At 43.6% G+C, this 19,370-nt stretch carries 22 protein-coding genes; 6 read left to right on the top strand and 16 right to left on the bottom strand.

The genetic code is table 11. From position 1 onward, the window contains the following. Window positions 1-40: 40 nt before the first annotated feature. The 4 genes from FY534_RS03850 to FY534_RS03835 form a co-directional block, all read right to left on the bottom strand. Window positions 41-1,048, bottom strand: a complete 1,008-nt coding sequence (locus FY534_RS03850; RefSeq protein ID WP_238413650.1) for an LLM class flavin-dependent oxidoreductase — start codon at window positions 1,046-1,048, stop codon at window positions 41-43. Window positions 1,049-1,229: 181 nt separating this feature from the next. Then, complete coding sequence (locus FY534_RS03845; protein ID WP_072874336.1) at window positions 1,230-2,843, bottom strand: sodium:solute symporter family protein; 1,614 nt, start codon at window positions 2,841-2,843, stop codon at window positions 1,230-1,232. A gap of 229 nt (window positions 2,844-3,072) precedes the next feature. Further along, complete coding sequence (locus FY534_RS03840; protein WP_072874337.1) at window positions 3,073-3,792, bottom strand: 3-ketoacyl-ACP reductase; 720 nt, start codon at window positions 3,790-3,792, stop codon at window positions 3,073-3,075. Between the two features lie 30 nt (window positions 3,793-3,822). After that, window positions 3,823-4,845 (bottom strand): NADH:flavin oxidoreductase/NADH oxidase, encoded by a 1,023-nt coding sequence (locus FY534_RS03835; RefSeq protein ID WP_072874338.1) that lies wholly within the window; start codon window positions 4,843-4,845, stop codon window positions 3,823-3,825. 284 nt (window positions 4,846-5,129) lie between these two features. Between FY534_RS03835 and rnz the strand changes: the two genes are divergently transcribed. The 5 genes from rnz (at window position 5,130) to FY534_RS03810 (ending at window position 8,945) form a co-directional block, all read left to right on the top strand. Further along, window positions 5,130-6,047: a ribonuclease Z gene (gene rnz, locus FY534_RS03830; RefSeq protein ID WP_072874339.1), complete on the top strand. Its 918-nt coding sequence runs from the start codon at window positions 5,130-5,132 to the stop codon at window positions 6,045-6,047. A gap of 109 nt (window positions 6,048-6,156) precedes the next feature. Next, window positions 6,157-7,164, top strand: coding sequence for an extracellular solute-binding protein (locus tag FY534_RS03825; protein ID WP_072874340.1), 1,008 nt, complete (start codon window positions 6,157-6,159; stop codon window positions 7,162-7,164). Between the two features lie 8 nt (window positions 7,165-7,172). Next, entirely contained in the window at window positions 7,173-7,433 is a 261-nt protein-coding gene (locus tag FY534_RS03820) for a hypothetical protein (RefSeq protein WP_203115253.1), read from the top strand. A gap of 11 nt (window positions 7,434-7,444) precedes the next feature. After that, window positions 7,445-7,951, top strand: coding sequence for an ABC transporter permease subunit (locus FY534_RS03815; RefSeq protein ID WP_203115252.1), 507 nt, complete (start codon window positions 7,445-7,447; stop codon window positions 7,949-7,951). Next, window positions 7,944-8,945, top strand: coding sequence for an ABC transporter ATP-binding protein (locus FY534_RS03810; RefSeq protein ID WP_203115251.1), 1,002 nt, complete (start codon window positions 7,944-7,946; stop codon window positions 8,943-8,945). The genes FY534_RS03815 and FY534_RS03810 overlap by 8 nt, the downstream gene beginning before the upstream one ends. 38 nt (window positions 8,946-8,983) lie before the next feature. Here the strand turns inward: FY534_RS03810 and hpaI are convergent, their stop codons facing one another. The 6 genes from hpaI to FY534_RS03780 all read right to left on the bottom strand — a co-directional run bounded on the left by hpaI (window position 8,984) and on the right by FY534_RS03780 (window position 15,249). Then, a complete protein-coding gene (hpaI, locus tag FY534_RS03805; RefSeq protein ID WP_072875350.1) occupies window positions 8,984-9,868 on the bottom strand; it encodes a 2,4-dihydroxyhept-2-ene-1,7-dioic acid aldolase in 885 nt (294 codons plus the stop codon). A gap of 28 nt (window positions 9,869-9,896) precedes the next feature. After that, the gene (hpaD, locus tag FY534_RS03800) at window positions 9,897-10,895 is read right to left on the bottom strand and encodes a 3,4-dihydroxyphenylacetate 2,3-dioxygenase (protein WP_072875349.1); all 999 of its coding nucleotides are present in this window, start codon (window positions 10,893-10,895) and stop codon (window positions 9,897-9,899) included. A gap of 11 nt (window positions 10,896-10,906) precedes the next feature. After that, the gene (gene hpaB / locus FY534_RS03795) at window positions 10,907-12,388 is read right to left on the bottom strand and encodes a 4-hydroxyphenylacetate 3-monooxygenase, oxygenase component (RefSeq protein WP_072875348.1); all 1,482 of its coding nucleotides are present in this window, start codon (window positions 12,386-12,388) and stop codon (window positions 10,907-10,909) included. 28 nt (window positions 12,389-12,416) lie between these two features. Beyond that, on the bottom strand, window positions 12,417-13,892 hold the full coding sequence (gene hpaE, locus FY534_RS03790) for a 5-carboxymethyl-2-hydroxymuconate semialdehyde dehydrogenase (RefSeq protein ID WP_072875352.1): 1,476 nt from the start codon (window positions 13,890-13,892) through the stop codon (window positions 12,417-12,419). A gap of 41 nt (window positions 13,893-13,933) precedes the next feature. Next, entirely contained in the window at window positions 13,934-14,680 is a 747-nt protein-coding gene (locus FY534_RS03785; protein ID WP_072875347.1) for a fumarylacetoacetate hydrolase family protein, read from the bottom strand. 83 nt (window positions 14,681-14,763) lie between these two features. Then, entirely contained in the window at window positions 14,764-15,249 is a 486-nt protein-coding gene (locus tag FY534_RS03780; protein WP_238413722.1) for a flavin reductase family protein, read from the bottom strand. Between the two features lie 205 nt (window positions 15,250-15,454). On the opposite strand from FY534_RS03780, the gene FY534_RS03775 reads away from it, so the two are divergent. Then, window positions 15,455-16,231 (top strand): IclR family transcriptional regulator, encoded by a 777-nt coding sequence (locus FY534_RS03775; RefSeq protein WP_072875346.1) that lies wholly within the window; start codon window positions 15,455-15,457, stop codon window positions 16,229-16,231. A gap of 101 nt (window positions 16,232-16,332) precedes the next feature. On the opposite strand, the gene FY534_RS03770 is transcribed toward FY534_RS03775, so the two are convergent. The 6 genes from FY534_RS03770 to FY534_RS03745 all read right to left on the bottom strand — a co-directional run bounded on the left by FY534_RS03770 (window position 16,333) and on the right by FY534_RS03745 (window position 19,368). After that, the gene (locus FY534_RS03770) at window positions 16,333-16,776 is read right to left on the bottom strand and encodes a DinB family protein (protein WP_072875457.1); all 444 of its coding nucleotides are present in this window, start codon (window positions 16,774-16,776) and stop codon (window positions 16,333-16,335) included. Between the two features lie 49 nt (window positions 16,777-16,825). Next, complete coding sequence (locus FY534_RS03765; RefSeq protein ID WP_072875454.1) at window positions 16,826-17,392, bottom strand: class I SAM-dependent methyltransferase; 567 nt, start codon at window positions 17,390-17,392, stop codon at window positions 16,826-16,828. A 27-nt stretch (window positions 17,393-17,419) separates the two neighbouring features. Next, window positions 17,420-17,806 (bottom strand): DUF302 domain-containing protein, encoded by a 387-nt coding sequence (locus tag FY534_RS03760; protein WP_072875452.1) that lies wholly within the window; start codon window positions 17,804-17,806, stop codon window positions 17,420-17,422. A 14-nt stretch (window positions 17,807-17,820) separates the two neighbouring features. Continuing rightward, the gene (locus FY534_RS03755; protein WP_072875451.1) at window positions 17,821-18,081 is read right to left on the bottom strand and encodes a metal-sensitive transcriptional regulator; all 261 of its coding nucleotides are present in this window, start codon (window positions 18,079-18,081) and stop codon (window positions 17,821-17,823) included. Between the two features lie 90 nt (window positions 18,082-18,171). Next, window positions 18,172-18,558, bottom strand: a complete 387-nt coding sequence (locus tag FY534_RS03750; protein ID WP_072875450.1) for a rhodanese-like domain-containing protein — start codon at window positions 18,556-18,558, stop codon at window positions 18,172-18,174. Between the two features lie 15 nt (window positions 18,559-18,573). Further along, the gene (locus FY534_RS03745; protein ID WP_072875448.1) at window positions 18,574-19,368 is read right to left on the bottom strand and encodes a sulfite exporter TauE/SafE family protein; all 795 of its coding nucleotides are present in this window, start codon (window positions 19,366-19,368) and stop codon (window positions 18,574-18,576) included. Window positions 19,369-19,370: the final 2 nt, after the last annotated feature.

The following is a 19,370-nucleotide window of genomic DNA, read 5'->3' as shown; positions in this document are numbered from 1 at the left end:
AAATGCCAATGATGCAACGCGATACATAACCGCCAACAAACTATTGCAATAATTTGCCCAGCCGGCGATAAGATTCTACTCTTGCAGAATGACTATAAATAGACGAACTGATAATAATTTCATCCGCTGATGTTTCTCTAATGAAGTCTAGAATCTTTGCTTCAACTGTAGAAAGAGTTCCAATAAAAGTATACCTTGCTCTTTCCTCTAACGCTGCCTTTTCCATTGGATTCCACAGTTCATCTATATTCTCCACAGGTGGTGGCAGTTGACCAGGTTTTCCTCTGATTAAACTGAGCACCTGCTGCTGCATGGAGGTAGCCAGGAATTTTGCCTCTTCATCACTTTCAGCGACAATCACATTTGCACCTACCATTACGTATGGCTTAGCTTCAGCTGATGAAGATTGAAAGAGTTGTCGATACTGTTGAATAGCATACAGCAGATAACCTGGAGAAAAATGACTAGCAAAAGCAAAAGGAAGTCCAAGTCGCGCAGCTAGTCTGGCACTGAAATCACTGGATCCGAGCAACCATATAGGAATGGACAATCCCTCACCGGGAATAGCTCGAACGCGCCTTTCTTCACCATGCGATTCAAAATACTGTTGTAATTCATTCAGCAATTCAGGAAAATCATCGCCATCTTGCTGTAATCCCCTGCGGATAGCCCGCATGGTTGCATGATCGGAGCCAGGTGCCCGTCCTAGACCGAGATCGATACGACCAGGAAACAATGATTCCAATGTTCCAAACTGTTCAGCAATCATGAGCGGAGAATGATTGGGTAACATAATTCCACCTGAGCCTACGCGAATCTTTTGGGTACCTGCAGCAATATGCGCAATAACCACCGATGTAGCAGAACTCGCTATACCGGGCATGTTGTGATGCTCGGCCAGCCAATAACGATGATATCCCCAATTCTCAACATGTTGAGCTAAATCCAAACTATTACGAAGGGCATCTGCTGCCGTATTTCCCTGCACGATGGGCACTAAATCCAAGACCGACAAACGGACACCAGTATCCGCAAATGTTTTAGACAACCTATATATCCCCCTAAAAATTTTCATAAAGATGAGATCATCAAGATAAAAAGCCGCCAGGGCAGCTCTTCCAATAAATGAATTGTATTCTTTTATTTTACCCAATCGTTAAACGAACATCATCCCAAACGGCATATTTCTATCTTGTCAGAAAAATAAATCAGCGAAAAGTAAAGGAATTTCAGGAAAGAACCCTGTTTCCCATGGAAAACGGTACAGGGGAGGTATCCTGAATTCTTTCTGTAGACAGAACTGTCGCTAGGAAGAGCGTGAAAATCATCAGAAATAAATCCGCTCCTAAAAACGATTGAAAATGCAATTTGGGCAGATAAACTCCTAAAATTAGCAATGCCACACAGAAAAAGATAAATACAGCACTCCATCGACGTCTTGCTTTGACGGCTGTCCATTGTAAGTTGTCTCTGTTTTCGATGAGTGTTCCTAGCAAAATAACCAGCAATGACAGACCACTGCCTACCCACATAGGATTAATCCCGAAAGGAAAGACCGTTGCTGACAAACCTGTCACAGCATTCCATCCAAATCCAGCCAAAACTCCGGCAATCATCGAAAAAACTATAGTTTTTTCCCGTACGGCTGGCCAAAGCAACACAGATAAAGTAGGGCCAACAATCGCAGCATTGCGCAATGTTAAACCGAATACAGCCCACCAAGCAAGATCTCCCGGTCGCGCCAATGCATATAGAACAATCATCATTCCCTGAATCAACATGGACAAGCGAACCAAACGACGAATACGATCATGGTTATGGGAAAGACTCTTACGATTCAAGAGATCCAATCCTAAACTTGATGCTCCAGAAAACATTAGTGGCGCACACCAGATGAGCGCAGAAGCCCAAAATCCCAACCCTACCAAGACAATGGCCCAATGAGGTGCCACGATTTTTAAATAAGCAGGAAAAGCCAATAAGCCATTTTTTTGTAAAGGATGACCCATTCTTGCAGCCACACCTAGCCAAGCTGGTACTACGGCAAATGCAATTAAAACGACCGATGACAAATAAACTCCCATCTTGCCTTTCTTTACATTTTTAGCCGAAGCAATTGTCTGAAATTCAGCCTGAGCACTAACGGAATTTAAAAGATTCATGCCAAACCAGACTAATAAAGTGCTAGCACCAACCCCAAACAAATCGTGAAACGAAACAGGCAAGGTTTGAAGATGAGTGACATGAACCGAGCGTGTTCCCCGGAAACTAAAATATGCAGCGACACCTAGTCCAACCGTAAAAAGAAGCAGATTAGCTACCTGGACATAAGCCAATGACCACAGTCCACCAAGAGAAACATAGATAATCACCAACAAAGTCGTAGCAATCAATACGATAGGCAAACTCCAGCCAAGAATGACATGCAAATAAGAAGCAGCTGCCAATACATTTTTCATTGCAAAAATAGGAAATGTTATTCCAATCACAAGCGCAGCAACATCTCGAGCCTTGTTTCCGTATTTTTGACCCAACAAATGAGAACTTGTTAAATATCCGATATTACGGAAAGGTTTAAGCAAAAACGCTGCAACGACGAGAGAAGAAACAATGATTGAGACCCCATACCAAAGGGCAGAAATACCACTTTGATAAGCCGTATCTATCTCCACAGCAAACATGGATGAACCCCACATAGCGGTCATCATGATAAAAACGTTCCATACACCAAAACGCCGCCCACCATCCATGAATTGACTAGCAGTTTGGGCACGTCGTTTTGCAAATTGACTAAGAAGCAAAAGTAAACATGTATAAAGAAGAATCAAGAACAAAAAAAGCATTCCTGCACCCCCTCGGCGCTAAATCATTCCGATGTCATACTATATCGTTATTTATCCGAGTTTGTCAATCGGAAAAGTTTAAATTTAAGACTTTTTATTCATAAATTTTCATACCAAAAAAAGCTGCCCCGTCTGTGGTTTGACCACGATTGGGACAGCTCTGATTTTTCCAGGCCAAGCACTGGATTTTTTGCTGATCTGTAAGGATAAACAGAAAAATATACAAGCGTTATTGCGGATTTGTCGTCCAAATCCCTGCTAAATTGACAAAAGCGCGATCAGGCAGATTTAAAATGGAGTAAATGAGCTCGGCAACATCCTCCGGTTGTAACATCCTATCTTCCTCACCTATTTTTAAACCGATTGATTTCGCCATTTCTGTATTGACGGTGCTAGGTGTCAGCGCCGTTACACGAATATTGAATTTACGCGCTTCTTGCATTAAAGACTCCGTAAATCCAAGGACGGCAAACTTGGACGCTGAATAGGCGGAAGTGGTAGCATTCCCTTTCTGACCTGCCGTAGAGCTGATGTTGATAATGTTACCTGTATTGCGCTTCATCATCTCCGGCAAAATGGCGCGTGTAACGTAATACGTGCCAAATAAATTAACTTTGACAATCTGCTCCCATTCATCCGGATCCATTTCTGCCACCGTACCAAACTTTGCCATACCTGCATTATTGATGAGAATATCTATCGGACCGAGTGATTGTGTTAATTTCGCAACTGCCGAATTTATTTGATCCCGTTGAGCCACATCCGCACTGACAAAAGAGGTTTTGACATGGTAAGAGCGGGTTAATTCTTCACTCAGCGTTTGTAAATCTGTTTCATTACGGGCTAATAAACCCAAATGTACACCTTCAGCAGCCAATCGATGCGCAATAGCCCGACCAATGCCTTTTCCTGCACCAGTTACGAGTGCGACTTTACCTTTGAACTGCATCTTCATCATCACCCTATCTGAAATTCAAACTTAATAAGCACGTTCATACTGTTTAGGCACGTTGGGTTCAACACCCAGAGCCTTGGCAGCATGAGTGGCCCAATACGGATCGCGCAGCATGCCTCGAGCAATTGCCACCAAATCAGCGTCCTGATTGCCAATCACCGACTCAGCCAATTGATAATCTTCCAAAATGCCGACAGCAATCACAGGTACATTGAGTGCCTCTTTAATAGCACGCGCAAATGGCACCTGATAACCAGGATAATTGCCGGGTTTCCGTGCCCCTGGTCTTCCTTCCCCACCTGAACTGACATGAAACATATCCACGCCAGCTTCCTTATATCTGCGGCCGATCTCGATCATATGATCTAATCCATAACCGCCATCAACATACTCCACCGCAGAAACACGAATCAGCAACGGCATGTTGCTTGGCATTTCACTCTTGACCGCTTGAATGACTTCCACTCCAAATCGAGCCAAATCCTGACCATATTCATCGTCTCGATGGTTGGTATAAGGCGATTGAAACTGATGGATTAAGTAGCCGTGCGCCCCGTGTAATTCAATGGTATCAACACCTGCTTGAACAGCTCTGCGCGCACTTTGTCCAAATTTCTCCACCATTCTTTTGACTTCGTCTGTGGAAAGCGCTTTGGGAGTTTTATATCGAGGTCCTTCAAAAGGGATGGCCGAAGGCGCTACTGGCTGTACTGCATCTTCCGCTTTTCGGCCAGCATGGGCAATTTGAATGCCAATCTTCGAACCATAATTATGACAAGCATCAATAATTCGGGCAAATGCAGGAATCTGATCATCAGACCATAGACCGAGATCGTAATCTGTAATTCTTCCGTCTGGTTCTACATCGGTCATCTCAACCAAAATGAGCCCGGTACCGCCTATAGCCCGACTGGTCAAATGAGTATAATGCCAATCATTCGGTTTGCCATCCTTCGCAGTAACCGAATATTGACACATGGGTGCCATGACAATTCGATTCTTTAACTCTAACCCTTTTAATTGAAATGGGGTGAATAGATAGGCCATTTCTCTTCCTCCTTTAGGCGTTTCGCCACCCGTATAGGATATACTGTCGTATCTCCTATATCCAGAAAGATGAGTTCGCAACGCTTTTATCTGGCTGATGGATGAACATAACTTCCTAACCAATAGTCAGTATAATATATTTACACAGGAACTTAAAGTTTGCATCTATGCCTATACAGATGAGACTGACTACCATTGGAATCCTTCAGAATGAACAGTTCACTGGTTTGCCATACTCACTTTACTGGTAAACTTGCTCCAGCAAGGGAAAGGAGGATTGAGGTGTGGAACTTTATTTTTTGGGAACGGGAGCTGGATTGCCGAGCAAGCGACGCAATGTTTCTTCGTTGGCGCTGCGTTTAGAAAGTGAGCGATCTAGCTTTTGGTTGTTTGACTGTGGTGAAGGAACTCAACAACGTATGCTGAACTCGCCGCTCAGTCCTCAAAAATTAGAAAAAGTATTTATTAGTCATCTTCATGGCGACCATCTCTATGGTCTACCAGGAATGATGGCCAGCCGTGGTTTTCAAGGTGGAGAATCACCTGTAGTGATTTATGGTCCTCATGGCGTGGAAGATTTTTTGAAAACAGCGTTTTCTGTCAGTCACACTTATTTACCCTATCATGTTCAATTTGTCACGATTTATGATGGATGGTCGTTTGAGGATGACCAGTTCCAAATACATTGCAGAGTGCTCAACCACACTATAACTTCCTACGGATTTCGAATAGAAGAAAAAGAAAAACCAGGGAGATTGCGAGCAGAACAACTTCAACTGCTCGGTATCTCGCCTGGACCCCTGTATGGAGATTTGAAAAAAGGGTTAGACGTCAGACTCCCAGACGGCACCATTCTGCGTAGCAAAGATTACCTTGACCCACCCAGACCTGGACGCATCATTACTCTATTAGGAGACACCAGACCTACAGAAGTTTCTATTGATTTGGCTCACCAAAGCGATTGGCTTGTTCATGAAGGAACCTATCGACATTCAGATGCTCATCTTGCTCTAAACCATGGCCATTCCACGAATGTGGAAGCCGCCATGATTGCTAAAAAAGCTGGTAGCCAATGTTTAATTCTTACCCATCTGAGTGCCCGCTACAATGAAAAAGAATTACATGACTATTGGCAAGAGGCGGCTGCTATATTCCCCAATACTCTAATAGCGCACGATCATATGTCGATCCCGTTGTCATGATGAAAAAATCAGACCTCACCAGCACAACCATACATCTTAGCCTCGTTGCAAAAGAAGAGTTTTTATGGACAATTAGGAAGGAAGCTCATATTCATGATGAGGTGAATCTGTGAAAACGAAATCGAGATACTGGGCCATTCTGAGTACGTTGACTATCCTAACATTCGTGACGGGCTGCGGAACACATTCGCTTTCTTCTCAAACAAACCGTTCTACAGTCGCGAATCCAACCTCAGGGACAGCCAATGTGGCTTATGCTGGTTCACTGCAACTCGTGAATGACCAATTCATTGGACCTGCTTTCACAAAAGTTACGGGTATTCCTTACGAAGGACGTGGAGGAGGAGCACTTGGCGTAGCGCACCTCATTGCAAACAACGAAATCTCACCGAATGTTTTTGAAAGTATAGGAACTGCTCCTCTCGAGCAAATGGGAGCAAAGACGCCTAAATGGGCCATTGGATTTGCAAGCTCTCCGCTCGTTATTGCCTATTCACCGAATAGTCCCTTCGCCTCAAAATTGCAAGAGATTGCCGATGGCCAAAAGCCACTGCGTAATCTTTTTACCCTAATGGAGCAACCGGGATTTCATCTCGGACGGACGAATCCTGCAACCGATCCACAAGGGCAAGCGTTTATTCTCATGCTTAAATTGGCGGAGAAAGAATTTCATCTGCCTTCTGGAACGGTGCAAAAAATTATTGGATCATATACCAATCCCAGGCAATTATTTGCCGAAGAAGCCATTCTATCTCGTTTGCAAGCTGGACAATTGGACGCAACCAGCGCTTATTTACCTGAAGCCATACAGCATCACTTACCGTTCATCCGCTTGCCAGCTACCATCAATATGGGCGATCCGTCTGACAAGACTGTCTATGCCAGCGTTCACATGAATATAAACGGCAAAACCATTCAGGGAAAACCGATTGAAATCTACATCACTACTGTACCAGGCAACCCAGATCAGAAAGCGGGAGAAAAATTTATCTCCTTTCTTTTATCTAAACAAGGAATAAAAATTTACAAGAAAAACGGTTACTCGATCACCCCATTTCAAATTTGGGGGAACAAGCAAGATATTCCTGCGTCTATATATAGCGAAATCCAAGGATAGGTTCGTGAATGATGAAGAAATTGCGTTTGGCTCCATCTGTTGCAATTCTTGCTGGATGGTTATGCACAGCATTTCTTATCCTGCCTTTTGTATCGCTGCTACTTCATCTATCTTGGCGTAATATTTGGTCTGTCTGGATAGAGAGTGGTGGCACGCCGCTTTTTTATTCATTGTGGAGCACCGCTATCAGCTTATGCGTCACTCTTTTATTTGGTACTCCTCTTGGCTGGTATCTTGCACGCGGTCAGGGATCCTATGGAAGGCTATAGAGATTTTATTATTGATTCCGCTGTTGATGCCCCCGCTCGTAATAGGTCTATTACTCGTCTATTTTTATGGACCATACGGAATTATGGGTCATCTCTTGACACACTTTGGACTCAGCGCAACCAATACGATTCTAGCCGTTGTTCTAGCGCAGTTATATGAATCTGTGCCATATTATGTGTTTGCCGCTCAAGCTGCTTTCAGTCAAATCGATATTAAATTTGAACGTATCTCTCTGTCTTTGGGTGTTTCACCATGGCAAACCTTGCGACGAGTGATTTTCCCACTTGCTCGTCCTGGACTTTTGATTGGTTTTGCTATGGCCTTTGCTCGCGCCATTGGCGCGTTTGGAGCCGTCATTGTAGTTGCTTATTATCCCAACACACTCCCCGTCAGTATATGGATTGCGCTGGAAGAACAGGGCCTGCCCAGCGCTTTACCATTAGCGCTGCTTTTAATTCTGGTAGCCCTCCCATTACCTTTGGCTACCGTGTTGTGGAGGAGAGTACACCATGATTGAATTGAGTTGCAAACTTCCACGCCATACATTCACACTAGATATTCGTTTACAAATTGAATCAGGAACAGTCTATAGTCTCTTTGGCCCGTCTGCTGCGGGAAAATCAAGTACATTACATGTCATGGCCGGTTTTGAGAACAGAATGCAACAAGCATATTTTTCTGTCGATGGCCAGGTTCTGCTTCAGGTAGGTGGAAAAAAAACCATCAATGTCCCTTCTTGGCAACGCAACATTATTCTTATAGAACAAGGTTCTTTACTTTTTCCTCATTTAACCGTTAAACAAAATATCTATTATGCTGTGAATCGACATCACCAAGACGAGTTAGAGAAATGGATAGAAGAATTCGGGTTGGCACCTTATTTGGATGCCAAACCCAAACAATTATCAGGAGGCTTGGTTCAGCGGGCCGTACTCGTACGCGCGTTTGCCAAAAGGCCAAGAATGTTGCTTCTGGATGAAGCCTTTTCTGCATTGGATGGACCACTTCGCCGTACTCTCCAAGGTGCTGTTATGGATTTACAAAAAGAACTGGGTACTACCATCATCATGGTCACGCATCAATTGTCAGAAGCTCAACGCATGTCTGACCGATTAGGTATTCTCCATAACGGTAAGCTGTTGCAAGAAGGAACACCTGAAGAATTGATGTTACATCCTCATTCCTGGCAAACCGCAAAGCTACTTGGCTACACTCACTTACTGGAAGACATTCGTGGACAAAAATTTGCTCTTCATCCCAATCGCGTATTACTTGGCAATCATCCACACTTAGGTCCTGTTCTGCAAGGTAGGATTCAACGTCGATTCTGGTATGAGGGAGAGTGTCGAGTAACCATAAAACTCATGGATAGGTCAGTTTATCCAGATGATTCAAACGTAGAAATATCCGTGCCTATAGACACGGATATTCAACCCGGAGAAATACAGCCATTTACTACCGTTCATCCCCCATATTTTTCACATGAATTTCTAATCTCTGAAAACATATAACATCTACAGCTACAGGTGCATAATTCTATATTTGAATTTCAAATCAAACTGTATTTTTGGAGTACATTACGAAGTTTATCCTGCATTTCATCATCTGGTAATACTAAAGGTTTTCGAATCACCGGACGAATTTTCCCCATCATCGCCATGCAAGCTTTCAGTGGACCAGGATTGGTTTCCCAAAAAAGCGCCTGATTGATTTCTAAAAGTTGAAAATGCAAATCTCTCGCAGCATCCCACTTCCCTGCCGCACATAGATTATAAAGTTCTGATACTTCACGGGGCATTAAGTTTGCTGTAGCACTGATATGCCCTTTTCCACCAAGCGCGAGCATAGGATAACACAATTCTTCTATGCCCGAATAGACATTGAAATCTCTTCCGCAGGCGTGCAGGACATGGCTAATCTGTTCAAAATTTTTGTTTGACTCTTTTACACCTATAATGTTAGGACAATTTTTTCGCAATCTGGCCATCGTTGTGGGTTCCATATTCACCCCTGTCCGACCAGGAATATTGTATATGACAATAGGAATATCGACTGCATCAGCCACACTGCAAAAATGTTGATAGAGACCTTCCTGAGAAGGTTTAGAATAATACGGTACAATAACCAAAGCTGCATCTGCGCCAATTTTTTGGGCATGCAAAGTAAGTTCCAGGGTTTCTTCAAAATGGGTCGATCCGGTCCCTAATACAGTGGGCACACGTCCTCGCACCTGATCAACAGTAACTTCCATAATATGTTTTCTTTCTGCAATACTCAACGAACTCGGCTCACCCGTTGTACCGGTACAAGAGATACCGTGTGTTCCGCTGTCAATATGCCATTCTATTAATTCGCGAAATGTTGTTTCATCAAATGAACCATCTTCTAAAAATGGCGTGACCATAGGCGCAATAGAACCAACCAATTCTGCCATTTTCCATATTCCTCCTAATTTTCTATATTCATTTGATATATTGGGCTGCCACTCCATTGGGCGGATAATCGCTCACTGCAACCCTCTGAGAAGTTTGAACATCTAGCACCAGAGAAGCCTCTTTCCACCAGCTTTCTGGCGTACTGTGCCCCCAAAGTGTTTGCCGCCGCGGATCCTGAGCACTCCATCGAATCGGTTGCAAATCCGGATCGATGGTTAAATAATCACTCGTATAAAGTTCGATACGATGTCCATCGGGATCGCGCAAATACAAAAAAAACGCATTGGAGATGCCGTGCCGCCCAGGACCACGCTCTATATGTTCATGCATAGCTGCACCGCCCAGAATGTCGCACACGCGAATAATACTCATCATATCGTCCATCCAAAATCCAATATGATGCACGCGTGGACCTGCGCCTTTCATGAGAGCGATATCATGGACACTGGGTTTGCGGCAGAGCCAAGCTGCTGTCTTTTCCTGTGGTTCTTCGTCTGTTTCCACATACTCTGTGAGCTTAAAACCAAGTTCTTTCTGCCAAAATTCGAAAGCTGCCGAGAAATTGGGCACAAAAAGATTAAAATGATCCATTCTTCGTACTGCTCCGCCGCGATGCAAATGATACTTTTGATGATAAGGTTCCAAAGCCGTCATATCTGAAAAAAATTCAACGGGAAAGCCAAAGGGATCTTGAACCAGAACAGCCAAACCCTGTCCTTTTTCTTCATTGGGCTCACGAAGCCGGACATAGCAGCCCTGTTGTAAATAGAATTGATAGAGTGCTTCCACATCTTCATTGGATGCTACACGAAATCCGAGATGTCCCACAGCTGGTGTATCGCTCTTTTTGAGAATCAAACTGTGATGATTTCGTTCCTCAACACCACGCAAATAAATCTCAGTTGACGTTTCATCACTGACCACAAACCCGAGCGCATCCACATAAAACGCACGTGATTTTGACAAATCGGAAACTCTCAGTTCTGCATGCGCCGCCCGTAAAATTTGAAATGGATGGTGCGACATATGATTCCTCCTCATGCCTGGGTAGACGCTACCTCAACCTGCACAGGATCATCTTGATGCAAAAAACGTTGAACGCGCTCCACCATTGGCGCTTTATTGTACGAATGGTAATAGGCTCCTGCCATGCGAACCGGATCACCAAAGAAATAGCGTTCATAGAGAACTTGGCGAGAGCCAAACGCACTGAGCGAAACATCCCAAGCGAGCCTGAACAATCGCAATCTATCTTCCGCATTGCGATTGCGAGAAACTAGATACTTATGGATATCCGCTTGCACATCGCTGGTCATATCGGTTTCTGAAGGAATAGCCATTAATCCACTCGCTCCCAGTAACTGTAAAATTTCTACCAGTCGCGGATAAAGTTTGGGGAAAATTTGTCGAGCCGCATTCAAAGGCTCCCATTTAGGCGTCATGACTCCCCAACGATTCAGGGAAGCATCAGCTTCTGAAGATCGTACAAACGCTTTCATTGTCTCTACGGCGAGCATGATCTCGCTGACCTTTTCCTGCACATGTTGGAACTGACCGATACCTATAGCATCGACAATATTTTCTGCCACTCCGAGCACAAACTCAGCTTTCGCAATATTTTTTTGCAAAACTTGGTAGGTCATATGAATGGTGGCCCCAGTCATCTGGTGCAAATCGTTGCAAAGTTTTGCATCCTCCAGCAAAAATACTCGATTCCAGGGAACTAGGACATCATCAAAAACGACTACGGCATCCATTTCTTCAAAACGAGAGCCAAGTGGATGGTCAAAATGAGATTTGCCGTAATCGAAAGTTTCTCGACAAAGATAACGCAGACCTGGAGTTGAATTGGGAATGGCAAAAGCAAACGAGTAAGGATTATCTTCTTCTGTTCCTTTAAGAAGGGTGGACGGAAAAACCATGATTTCGTCCGTTATGGGACCTTGTGTGGCGAGCAATCGTGCGCCACGAATGACCACACCATCTTTATTCTTATCGACCACATGCGCCGCAACGTCTGGATCAGATTGCTGACTGACACTGAGCGCACGATTAACCTGCGGATTGATGAGTGTGTGGGTCAGACTTAAATCGTGCTGACGAACATAGCGATAGTAGGCACGAATGTTTTCAGCAAACATTGGATTATTTTGTGCAAAATAATCTCCTGCCTGACTCATAGCCATCAAAGCGCTGTTTAGATAATCAGGGGACCGTCCCATCATTCCGCAAGTAGCATCGGCCCAAATTTTATGCATTTGTCGACGTTTTTCTAAATCAGCACTCGTCTTTGGAACCATAAATGACGTCCCGTAACGTTCTCCTTCCTCTTCATAGGTCATCATGTCCCTCAGATTAGGGTTAAATTGTAAATCGTACAATTTGGCCATGCTCTCGGTTACGTTTGTAAAAGCAGGATGTTCCGTCACAGAACCCTGAACACGTTGTCCATCAATCCATACATCCCGAGATTCTGCGTTCAGCCGCTGCAAATAGTCTTGCCCACGTCTTGCTCCCATCCTCAATTCCTCCTCCCGTTCTATAGACTCATTCAACTTTTCCGAATTTAGGAATAGGGTGATGACTCATGGACACATGAATGGTTTTCAATTCTGTGTAGAACTCGAAACTGTAGTGTCCTCCTTCACGACCTATACCGCTATTTTTGGAACCACCAAAAGGCGTCCGCAAGTCTCGAACATTTTGCGAGTTGATCCACACCATTCCAGATTCAATTTGTCCAGCAACACGATGCGCTTTTGTTAAATTGTTGGTCCATACGTAAGCGGCAAGACCATAAGCAACATCATTGGCTAAATGAACAGCCTCCTCTTCAGAATCAAAAGGGATGCTGACAAGTACTGGACCAAAAATCTCCTCTTGAGCGATACGCATATCATTGCGCACATTCGTAAAAAGCGTTGGACGCACAAAATTGCCAACTTGATCATCTGGCGAAAAACCACCAACAGCAAGAGTCGCACCTTCGTTTAAACCCACACGGATATATTCCTGAACACGTTGATAATGATTACGATGAATCAATGGCCCTACCTCAGTTTTCGGATCAAACGGATCGCCCAAACGAATACGAGCGACTCGCTCCTTTAGACGCTCTTCAAATTCATCCTTGATGCTGCGCTCAATCAACAAGCGCGATCCTGCTGTACAACGTTCTCCATTCAAGGAATACAATCCAAAGACAACAGCGTCCAAGGCACGTTCTAAATCGGCGTCAGCAAATACAACAACTGGCGATTTCCCACCTAGTTCCATAGAAAATCGTTTTAAAGTGCTCGAACCGTTACGCATGATTTCTTTGCCTGTTGTGGTTTCACCCGTAAATGAAATGAGATTGACGAGCGGATGGGCTACAAGAGCGGCACCAGCAGTTTCTCCAAAACCGTGGACTACATTGAAGACACCCTCCGGTATGCCAGCATCATGAATAATTTGAGCTAATTTTGTAGCTGTTAACGGCGACCATTCTGCTGGTTTGAGTACGGCTGTATTTCCGGTAGCCAAACAAGGGGCTATTTTCCAAGTGGATAGCATCAAAGGCGTGTTCCAAGGCGTAATTAAACCGGCCACGCCTACGGGTCTACGCACGGTATAATTGAGAAACGACTCATCTACTGGATAGGTCTCACCTGTCATTTCTTCCGCCTTCTTGGCAAAAAAGCGAAAGTTGTCCGCTGCTCGTGCCGCCTGACCTCGTGCTTGCGCAATGGGTAGTCCAGTGTCTAATGTTTCGAGATAGGCAAGTTCTTCTCCGTTCTTTTCTAATCCTTCGGCTATGTTCACCATGATTCGACTGCGTTCTTTAGCTGACATTCGCCGCCAGGGTCCCTCATGAAAAGCTTGATGCGCAGCACATACAGCACGATGTATATCTTCTTCAAACCCTTCTGCCACTTGGGTTATCACTTCGCCATTGGTGGGATTGATGGTTTCAAACCATTTCCCCTGTACGCCATCACAATATGCGCCCTGGATAAAATGACGTGCCGGTTGAATTTCCACCTGACGATTGCCGGATATTTGATAGTTATGTGTTTGTGTTGTCACTGTTCAGCCACCACCCTGTTTTCCAAAACTCCAATTCCTTCAATTTCAAGACGCATCACATCACCCGGATAAACATGGGAAACTCCTTTCGGCGTGCCCGTCCAAATCATGTCATTTGGATAAAGTGTAGTAAATGAGCTGATATACTCAATCAAGTAGTCGATAGTGAAAATCAAATCCCTGCTGTTTCCTTCCTGACGGAGTTCATCGTTGACATAGGTGCGAAGCGTCAATTGGTGCGGGTCGTCAATGTCCTCTTTATCAATCAGCCAGGGTCCCATAGGACCAAACGTGTCAAAACCTTTCGCTTTGATAGGAGGGCGGTATAAATTTCCCACAAAATCCCGGACTGTCACATCATTGGCTATGGTGAACCCGGAAACATACTCCATCGCGTGCTCTCTTTTAATGTTCCGACCAGTTTTTCCAATGACAACAGCCAACTCCACTTCATAGTGCATGTATGCCACACCACTGGGATATACGACAGGAGCACCGTGGCCAATGAACGTATTGGGCGCCTTGATAAAGAGAACAGGATCTTTGGGAACTTCCAGTTGAAGTTCTTTAGCGTGATCGGAATAATTCAAAGCCAATCCATAAACAGTGTGTGGTACAAGTGGCGGTAACCAGGCAATATCTGTGGTAGAAACTTCTCGCCCTGCTTCATCGCGCAGACGACCTCCCGCGTCGACCGTCCCTTCATGGATGCCACCTTGCCAAAAAAATCGAGCATGTTTCATCGTATCCCTCACTTTTTATAAAGAATTTATGATAGTTGGCAGAGTTGGAAGTAAACGCTTACAAATCTTGCTCGTTGAATTGATTAATTTTCTAGTTTCTGCAGGTCATAATATTGACCTTGAAAGTAGACCAGGGGTTGTGTCATCTCATCCGGAAAAACGACTTCTTGTACGCGTCCGATCACAATGACATGATCTCCGCTGTGAACTCGCTCTTCAACCTGACAAGCGACAGAACAGATAGCGCCATCAAGTCTTTGCGTATGTGCAAAAGGCAGAAAAGAAAAGGCGGGAAATGTGGCCGTTGTGCTAAATCCGGCAAAGTAACCGGACAATTCGCGTTGCGATTGTGAGAGTAAGTTTACACAGAATGGATGTCCATGAGCCAGCAATTCAGACATTTTAGCGTTCTCATGAATACAGACCAGCAGTAATGGAGGATGAAGAGAAAGTGAACTGAACGCGTTGGCAGTCATTGCATGAACTTTACCCTGTACTTCAGTGGTCAAAACGGTAACCCCAGTGACAAAGGAACCCATAGCTCGCTTAAACAACGTATCATCCAGCACTTTTTCCAAAGCTACCATCTCCTTTGGAGAGAATGGAATAAGCGAGAAAAAGACACTTCATAGAGAGATTGTCAATTCATCTGATGAGTTATATAATTCATTTTGTTCAGAAAAAAGCGTAACGCGATCAAGCAGAAATGTCAATCATTTCTGCTTGTCATTTTACTCAATTGAAAAGTAACCTTTAGTATAGGAGGAAATTCACTTGCGTGACGTAAAAATGGATTCCATACGTGCTATTGACCGAGCTATTGATGTAGTCAATGCTTTTCGCCATCAAGATTCTGAATTGACCATTGAAATGATTACGCACCGAGTCAAGCTTCCTAAAGCTACTGTTTACCGTGTTTTATATACTCTCGAACGCCGAAGATGGGTTACGTTTAATCCACAGACGTTGACTTATAAACTTGGCCTTAAATTTTTGGAATACGCAGACATTGTAACGGCTAATCTGGATATTCGAAAAGAAGCGGAACCCATTTTGGAAGCCTTACACGAGCAGGTAAATCAAACTGTCTTTCTTTCGATTGTCGAGGACGATCATCTTGTCTACGTTTATCAAAAAGAAGTGCGCGAGGGACTGAAAGTATCCTTGTTTGAAGGACCTCAACGACCTCTAGTTTATGGAGCATTCGGTCTTGTATCACTTGCCTACCTGGACGAAAGCTCGCAAAAAACGATTCTCAGCAAACCCATTCCCGCTTTCACTCCTGCTACAGTTACAGATGTATCGATCATTCAAGAACGAATTCGCGCCATTCGTTCGCAACGAATTTATATTGAACGTGACGAGGCGATTTATGGTGTGACCGGAATTGCTGCACCCGTATTGAATGGGCAAGGAAAATTTGTAGCAGCTGTGGGCATCAACGGACCTACCATGACCATGGTTGACACGCACTTAGAGGAATGTATAAAGGCTGTTCAAGCGGCATCTGAAAAGATATCTCAGAAACTGGGCTATGCTTCTGCAAAATGAAATCTATGTAGAATAGGGGTTTATTTCTATGGATAACTAAACGAATGGCGCACTGCGATTCATCAGCACGCCATCGTTCAGATATTTCCTACTGCTAACGCTTATCCTTTAAGCAACTTGAGAAGCAACGGAATTTGTCCACGATGATGGGTGGTATGTCCAATAGCATAAGTAATCAGTTGTCTGCGATTCAATTGACCCACTCGTAAGTTTAATCCTGGTTTTTCAAGATCTGACGCGTTCAAAGGCTCTAAAACCGATTGAGCGTAGGGAAGTATTTCCGACCACGCCTGTTGTACAGCAGAAACATCCCAATGATCGACTTTAAAGGGTAACTGAGTATCCATATCCATGGGATTCCCTGAAACAGCAGAAAAGAATTTTTTTTCTACAAGAATGACGTGATCGAGAATAGAAACAATCGAATTAAAGCCTGCCTTGGGACATTTCTGCCAGTCGTCCTGATGAAGACCTTCCAACATTTGATCGATACTTTGATGAACCATGGTCAGTACTTGATATTGATCTTCAACTTCTTTTAACATACACGTCATTCCCCTCTTGTTCCATTTACTGACTAACAAATTCCTTAATTTATACGCGTTCAATCAGTAGTCCATAATGATTGGTATTGGGCTGAAAACGCTGACTGCGCCAACCCATCTCTTTTATATGAGCCTCCAAAGTCTCCGCATCTAAACGTTCATCTACAGGTGGACCAAAGCCAGTCATCTTTTTTTCCCATTCCAGAAACAGCATTTTTCCATCGGTTTTAATAATTCTCTGAAACTCAGAAAGCACTTTCTGTAAATTATCGACTTCATGTAAAACAAAAGAACATAGTAATCGGTCAATACTCTCATTAGGTAAGTCAATCTGTTCCGCTGAACTCTGAATAGGAATGATATTTGGCATGTTTTCTTCTTTAGCTCGATCCGTCAAATAGGCGAGCATCTCTGAAGAAACATCTACTCCATAAACACTGGACTGAGTCATTTGCGCGGCTGGTAGAGTAAAATAGCCAGGACCACAACCAACGTCAGCCACCGTATGCATAGATTGGATGTCGAGTTGAGACAGTATGGGTTCAGGAGGTAGAATCGTTCGCCGCTCTTCACTCAAAAGCCTGTCCACATGCGCTGGATTAAAACGATGCCCCATACCCAACTCAACCTTTCTTAAAAATATTTATTTGGCTGCATCTATCGCCTGAACCAAACTTGTTTCAACATCTTGAGCAATACTTGACAATGTGGAATCTCCAATGATGTCCATTAATTGACTTGGTTTCGGCAAACCAATATGTGTCTTCCCATTCTGCTCATAGACTACTATTTTGCACGGCAAGAAATAACCAACAAGCAAATTCTGTGTTAATACTTTTTTGGCTTCATGAGGATTACAGACTTCAAGTATACGGTAAGGTATTCTAAAATCAACACCTTTTTCCTGCAACTTGGATGAAAGATCGAGCTTCCAGAGAACACCGAATTGATGAGCTTGCAAACTTTCTTCCAAAGCACGGACTGCTTCGTCAACCGTTTTCTCTGTCACAACTGAATAATAAAAATCCATATCAGGTAACACCTCTATCTGGATTTCATCAATAATTCTATAGCTTCCTTGACCACTTTATCTGCAGACTTTCCGCCTGAAACTTCTTCTCGGATACAATCTTCCATATTCTGCCCAACTACATACATGATAACGCGATCGACCGCAGAGCGAATTGCCGTTAATTGGGTCACTACTTCTTTACAGCTTTTATCCTGTTCCATCATTCCAAGTACACCTCGTACTTGGCCTTCTATTCTTTTCAGCCGATTTTTCATTTGATCGTTATAATTCATTCTTGTCATCCCCCTTTGCAGTTTTTCTTATACTCTATATCGAACCTGTAACCAACATATCATTTTCTCTATTTTCATGTAGTAAAACGCTTATTTCGTCGTTTTTCCTCTCCAGGCCATAATGCCTCCCGAGACATTGATGACTTTGGAAAATCCTTTCTTTTTTAAAATTCGCGCAGCTTGCATACTTCGCATACCACTTCTGCACATCACTACAATTTCTTTATCTTTCGGCAACTGATCTGTTGAACTTCCAAGCTTACTTAAAGGGATATTGCGAAACCCAGGGATATGTCCAGAGCTGAATTCATGCGGTTCTCTTACATCAATAAACTCTGGCCTGTCTGTATTTTTCCGTTGCAAATAATTTTGCAATTCTTCTGCCTGAATGGAGGATATGCCCTTAGTCGGCAATACCCTCCTTATTACCATAAATAAAACGACTATCAATAAAATAATCCAAATGATATTTTCCATTGTATTCGTTTTCACCTACCAATGTAGAGTCGACAGATTGTCGTAAAGCATGTAAATGGCCACGATGATAATGATCATGGAAAAAACGATTTGTAATGTTCTTTTGTTTTTACCCAATCGATTCGATAGCAGGGCTCCTCCTATACCGCCCAAGATACCGCCAATCACATAAAGCAGAAAAACCCACCAGTCCACCAAACCTGAGAGTGCGTAAGAAATTGCTGTTGTAAGCCCAAATGTACCTACAGAAAACAAAGAGCTTCCAATGGCATCTATCATGGTCATTCCTGTTGCCAATATCAAACCAGGTACAATAAGAAATCCTCCGCCAATACCAAAAAATCCAGAAATCATCCCTGTAGCTGCTCCTGTACCCAGTACAGGACCTATTTTGATCTGTTGCCTTGCAGTATCTTGTTGGTCCACCTGTTTCTTTCGCAACATTTGAATGGCAATCACTAGCATGAGTATAGCAAACAGAAACAGTAAAGCCTTACCGTCTACCATTTTTCCAATGAAAGAACCCAAAACAGCCCCAACCGCTCCCGGAATGGCAAACAAAATTGCTGCTTTCCAACGAACATGTCCAGCGCGCCAGTGAGGAATAAGATTGACAAAAGCATTGACTGCAACAGCTAATGCGGTTGTACCAATGACAACATGAGCATCATGAATGCCCACAACATACAACAGCAACGGAACGGCTAAAATAGAACCTCCGCCGCCAATTAATCCAAGCGTAAAGCCAACTAACCCACCTGAAATAATGGAAAGGATGGTCTGGGCAGTGGTCAAATGAATAGCAATCATGA

This window comes from Alicyclobacillus sp. TC (assembly GCF_016804365.1).
GTDB classification, from domain to species: Bacteria; Bacillota; Bacilli; order Alicyclobacillales; family Alicyclobacillaceae; genus Alicyclobacillus_I; species Alicyclobacillus_I tolerans.
The sequence above is the reverse complement of the archived record's forward strand: the minus strand, read 5'-3'. Positions and strand labels throughout refer to the sequence as shown.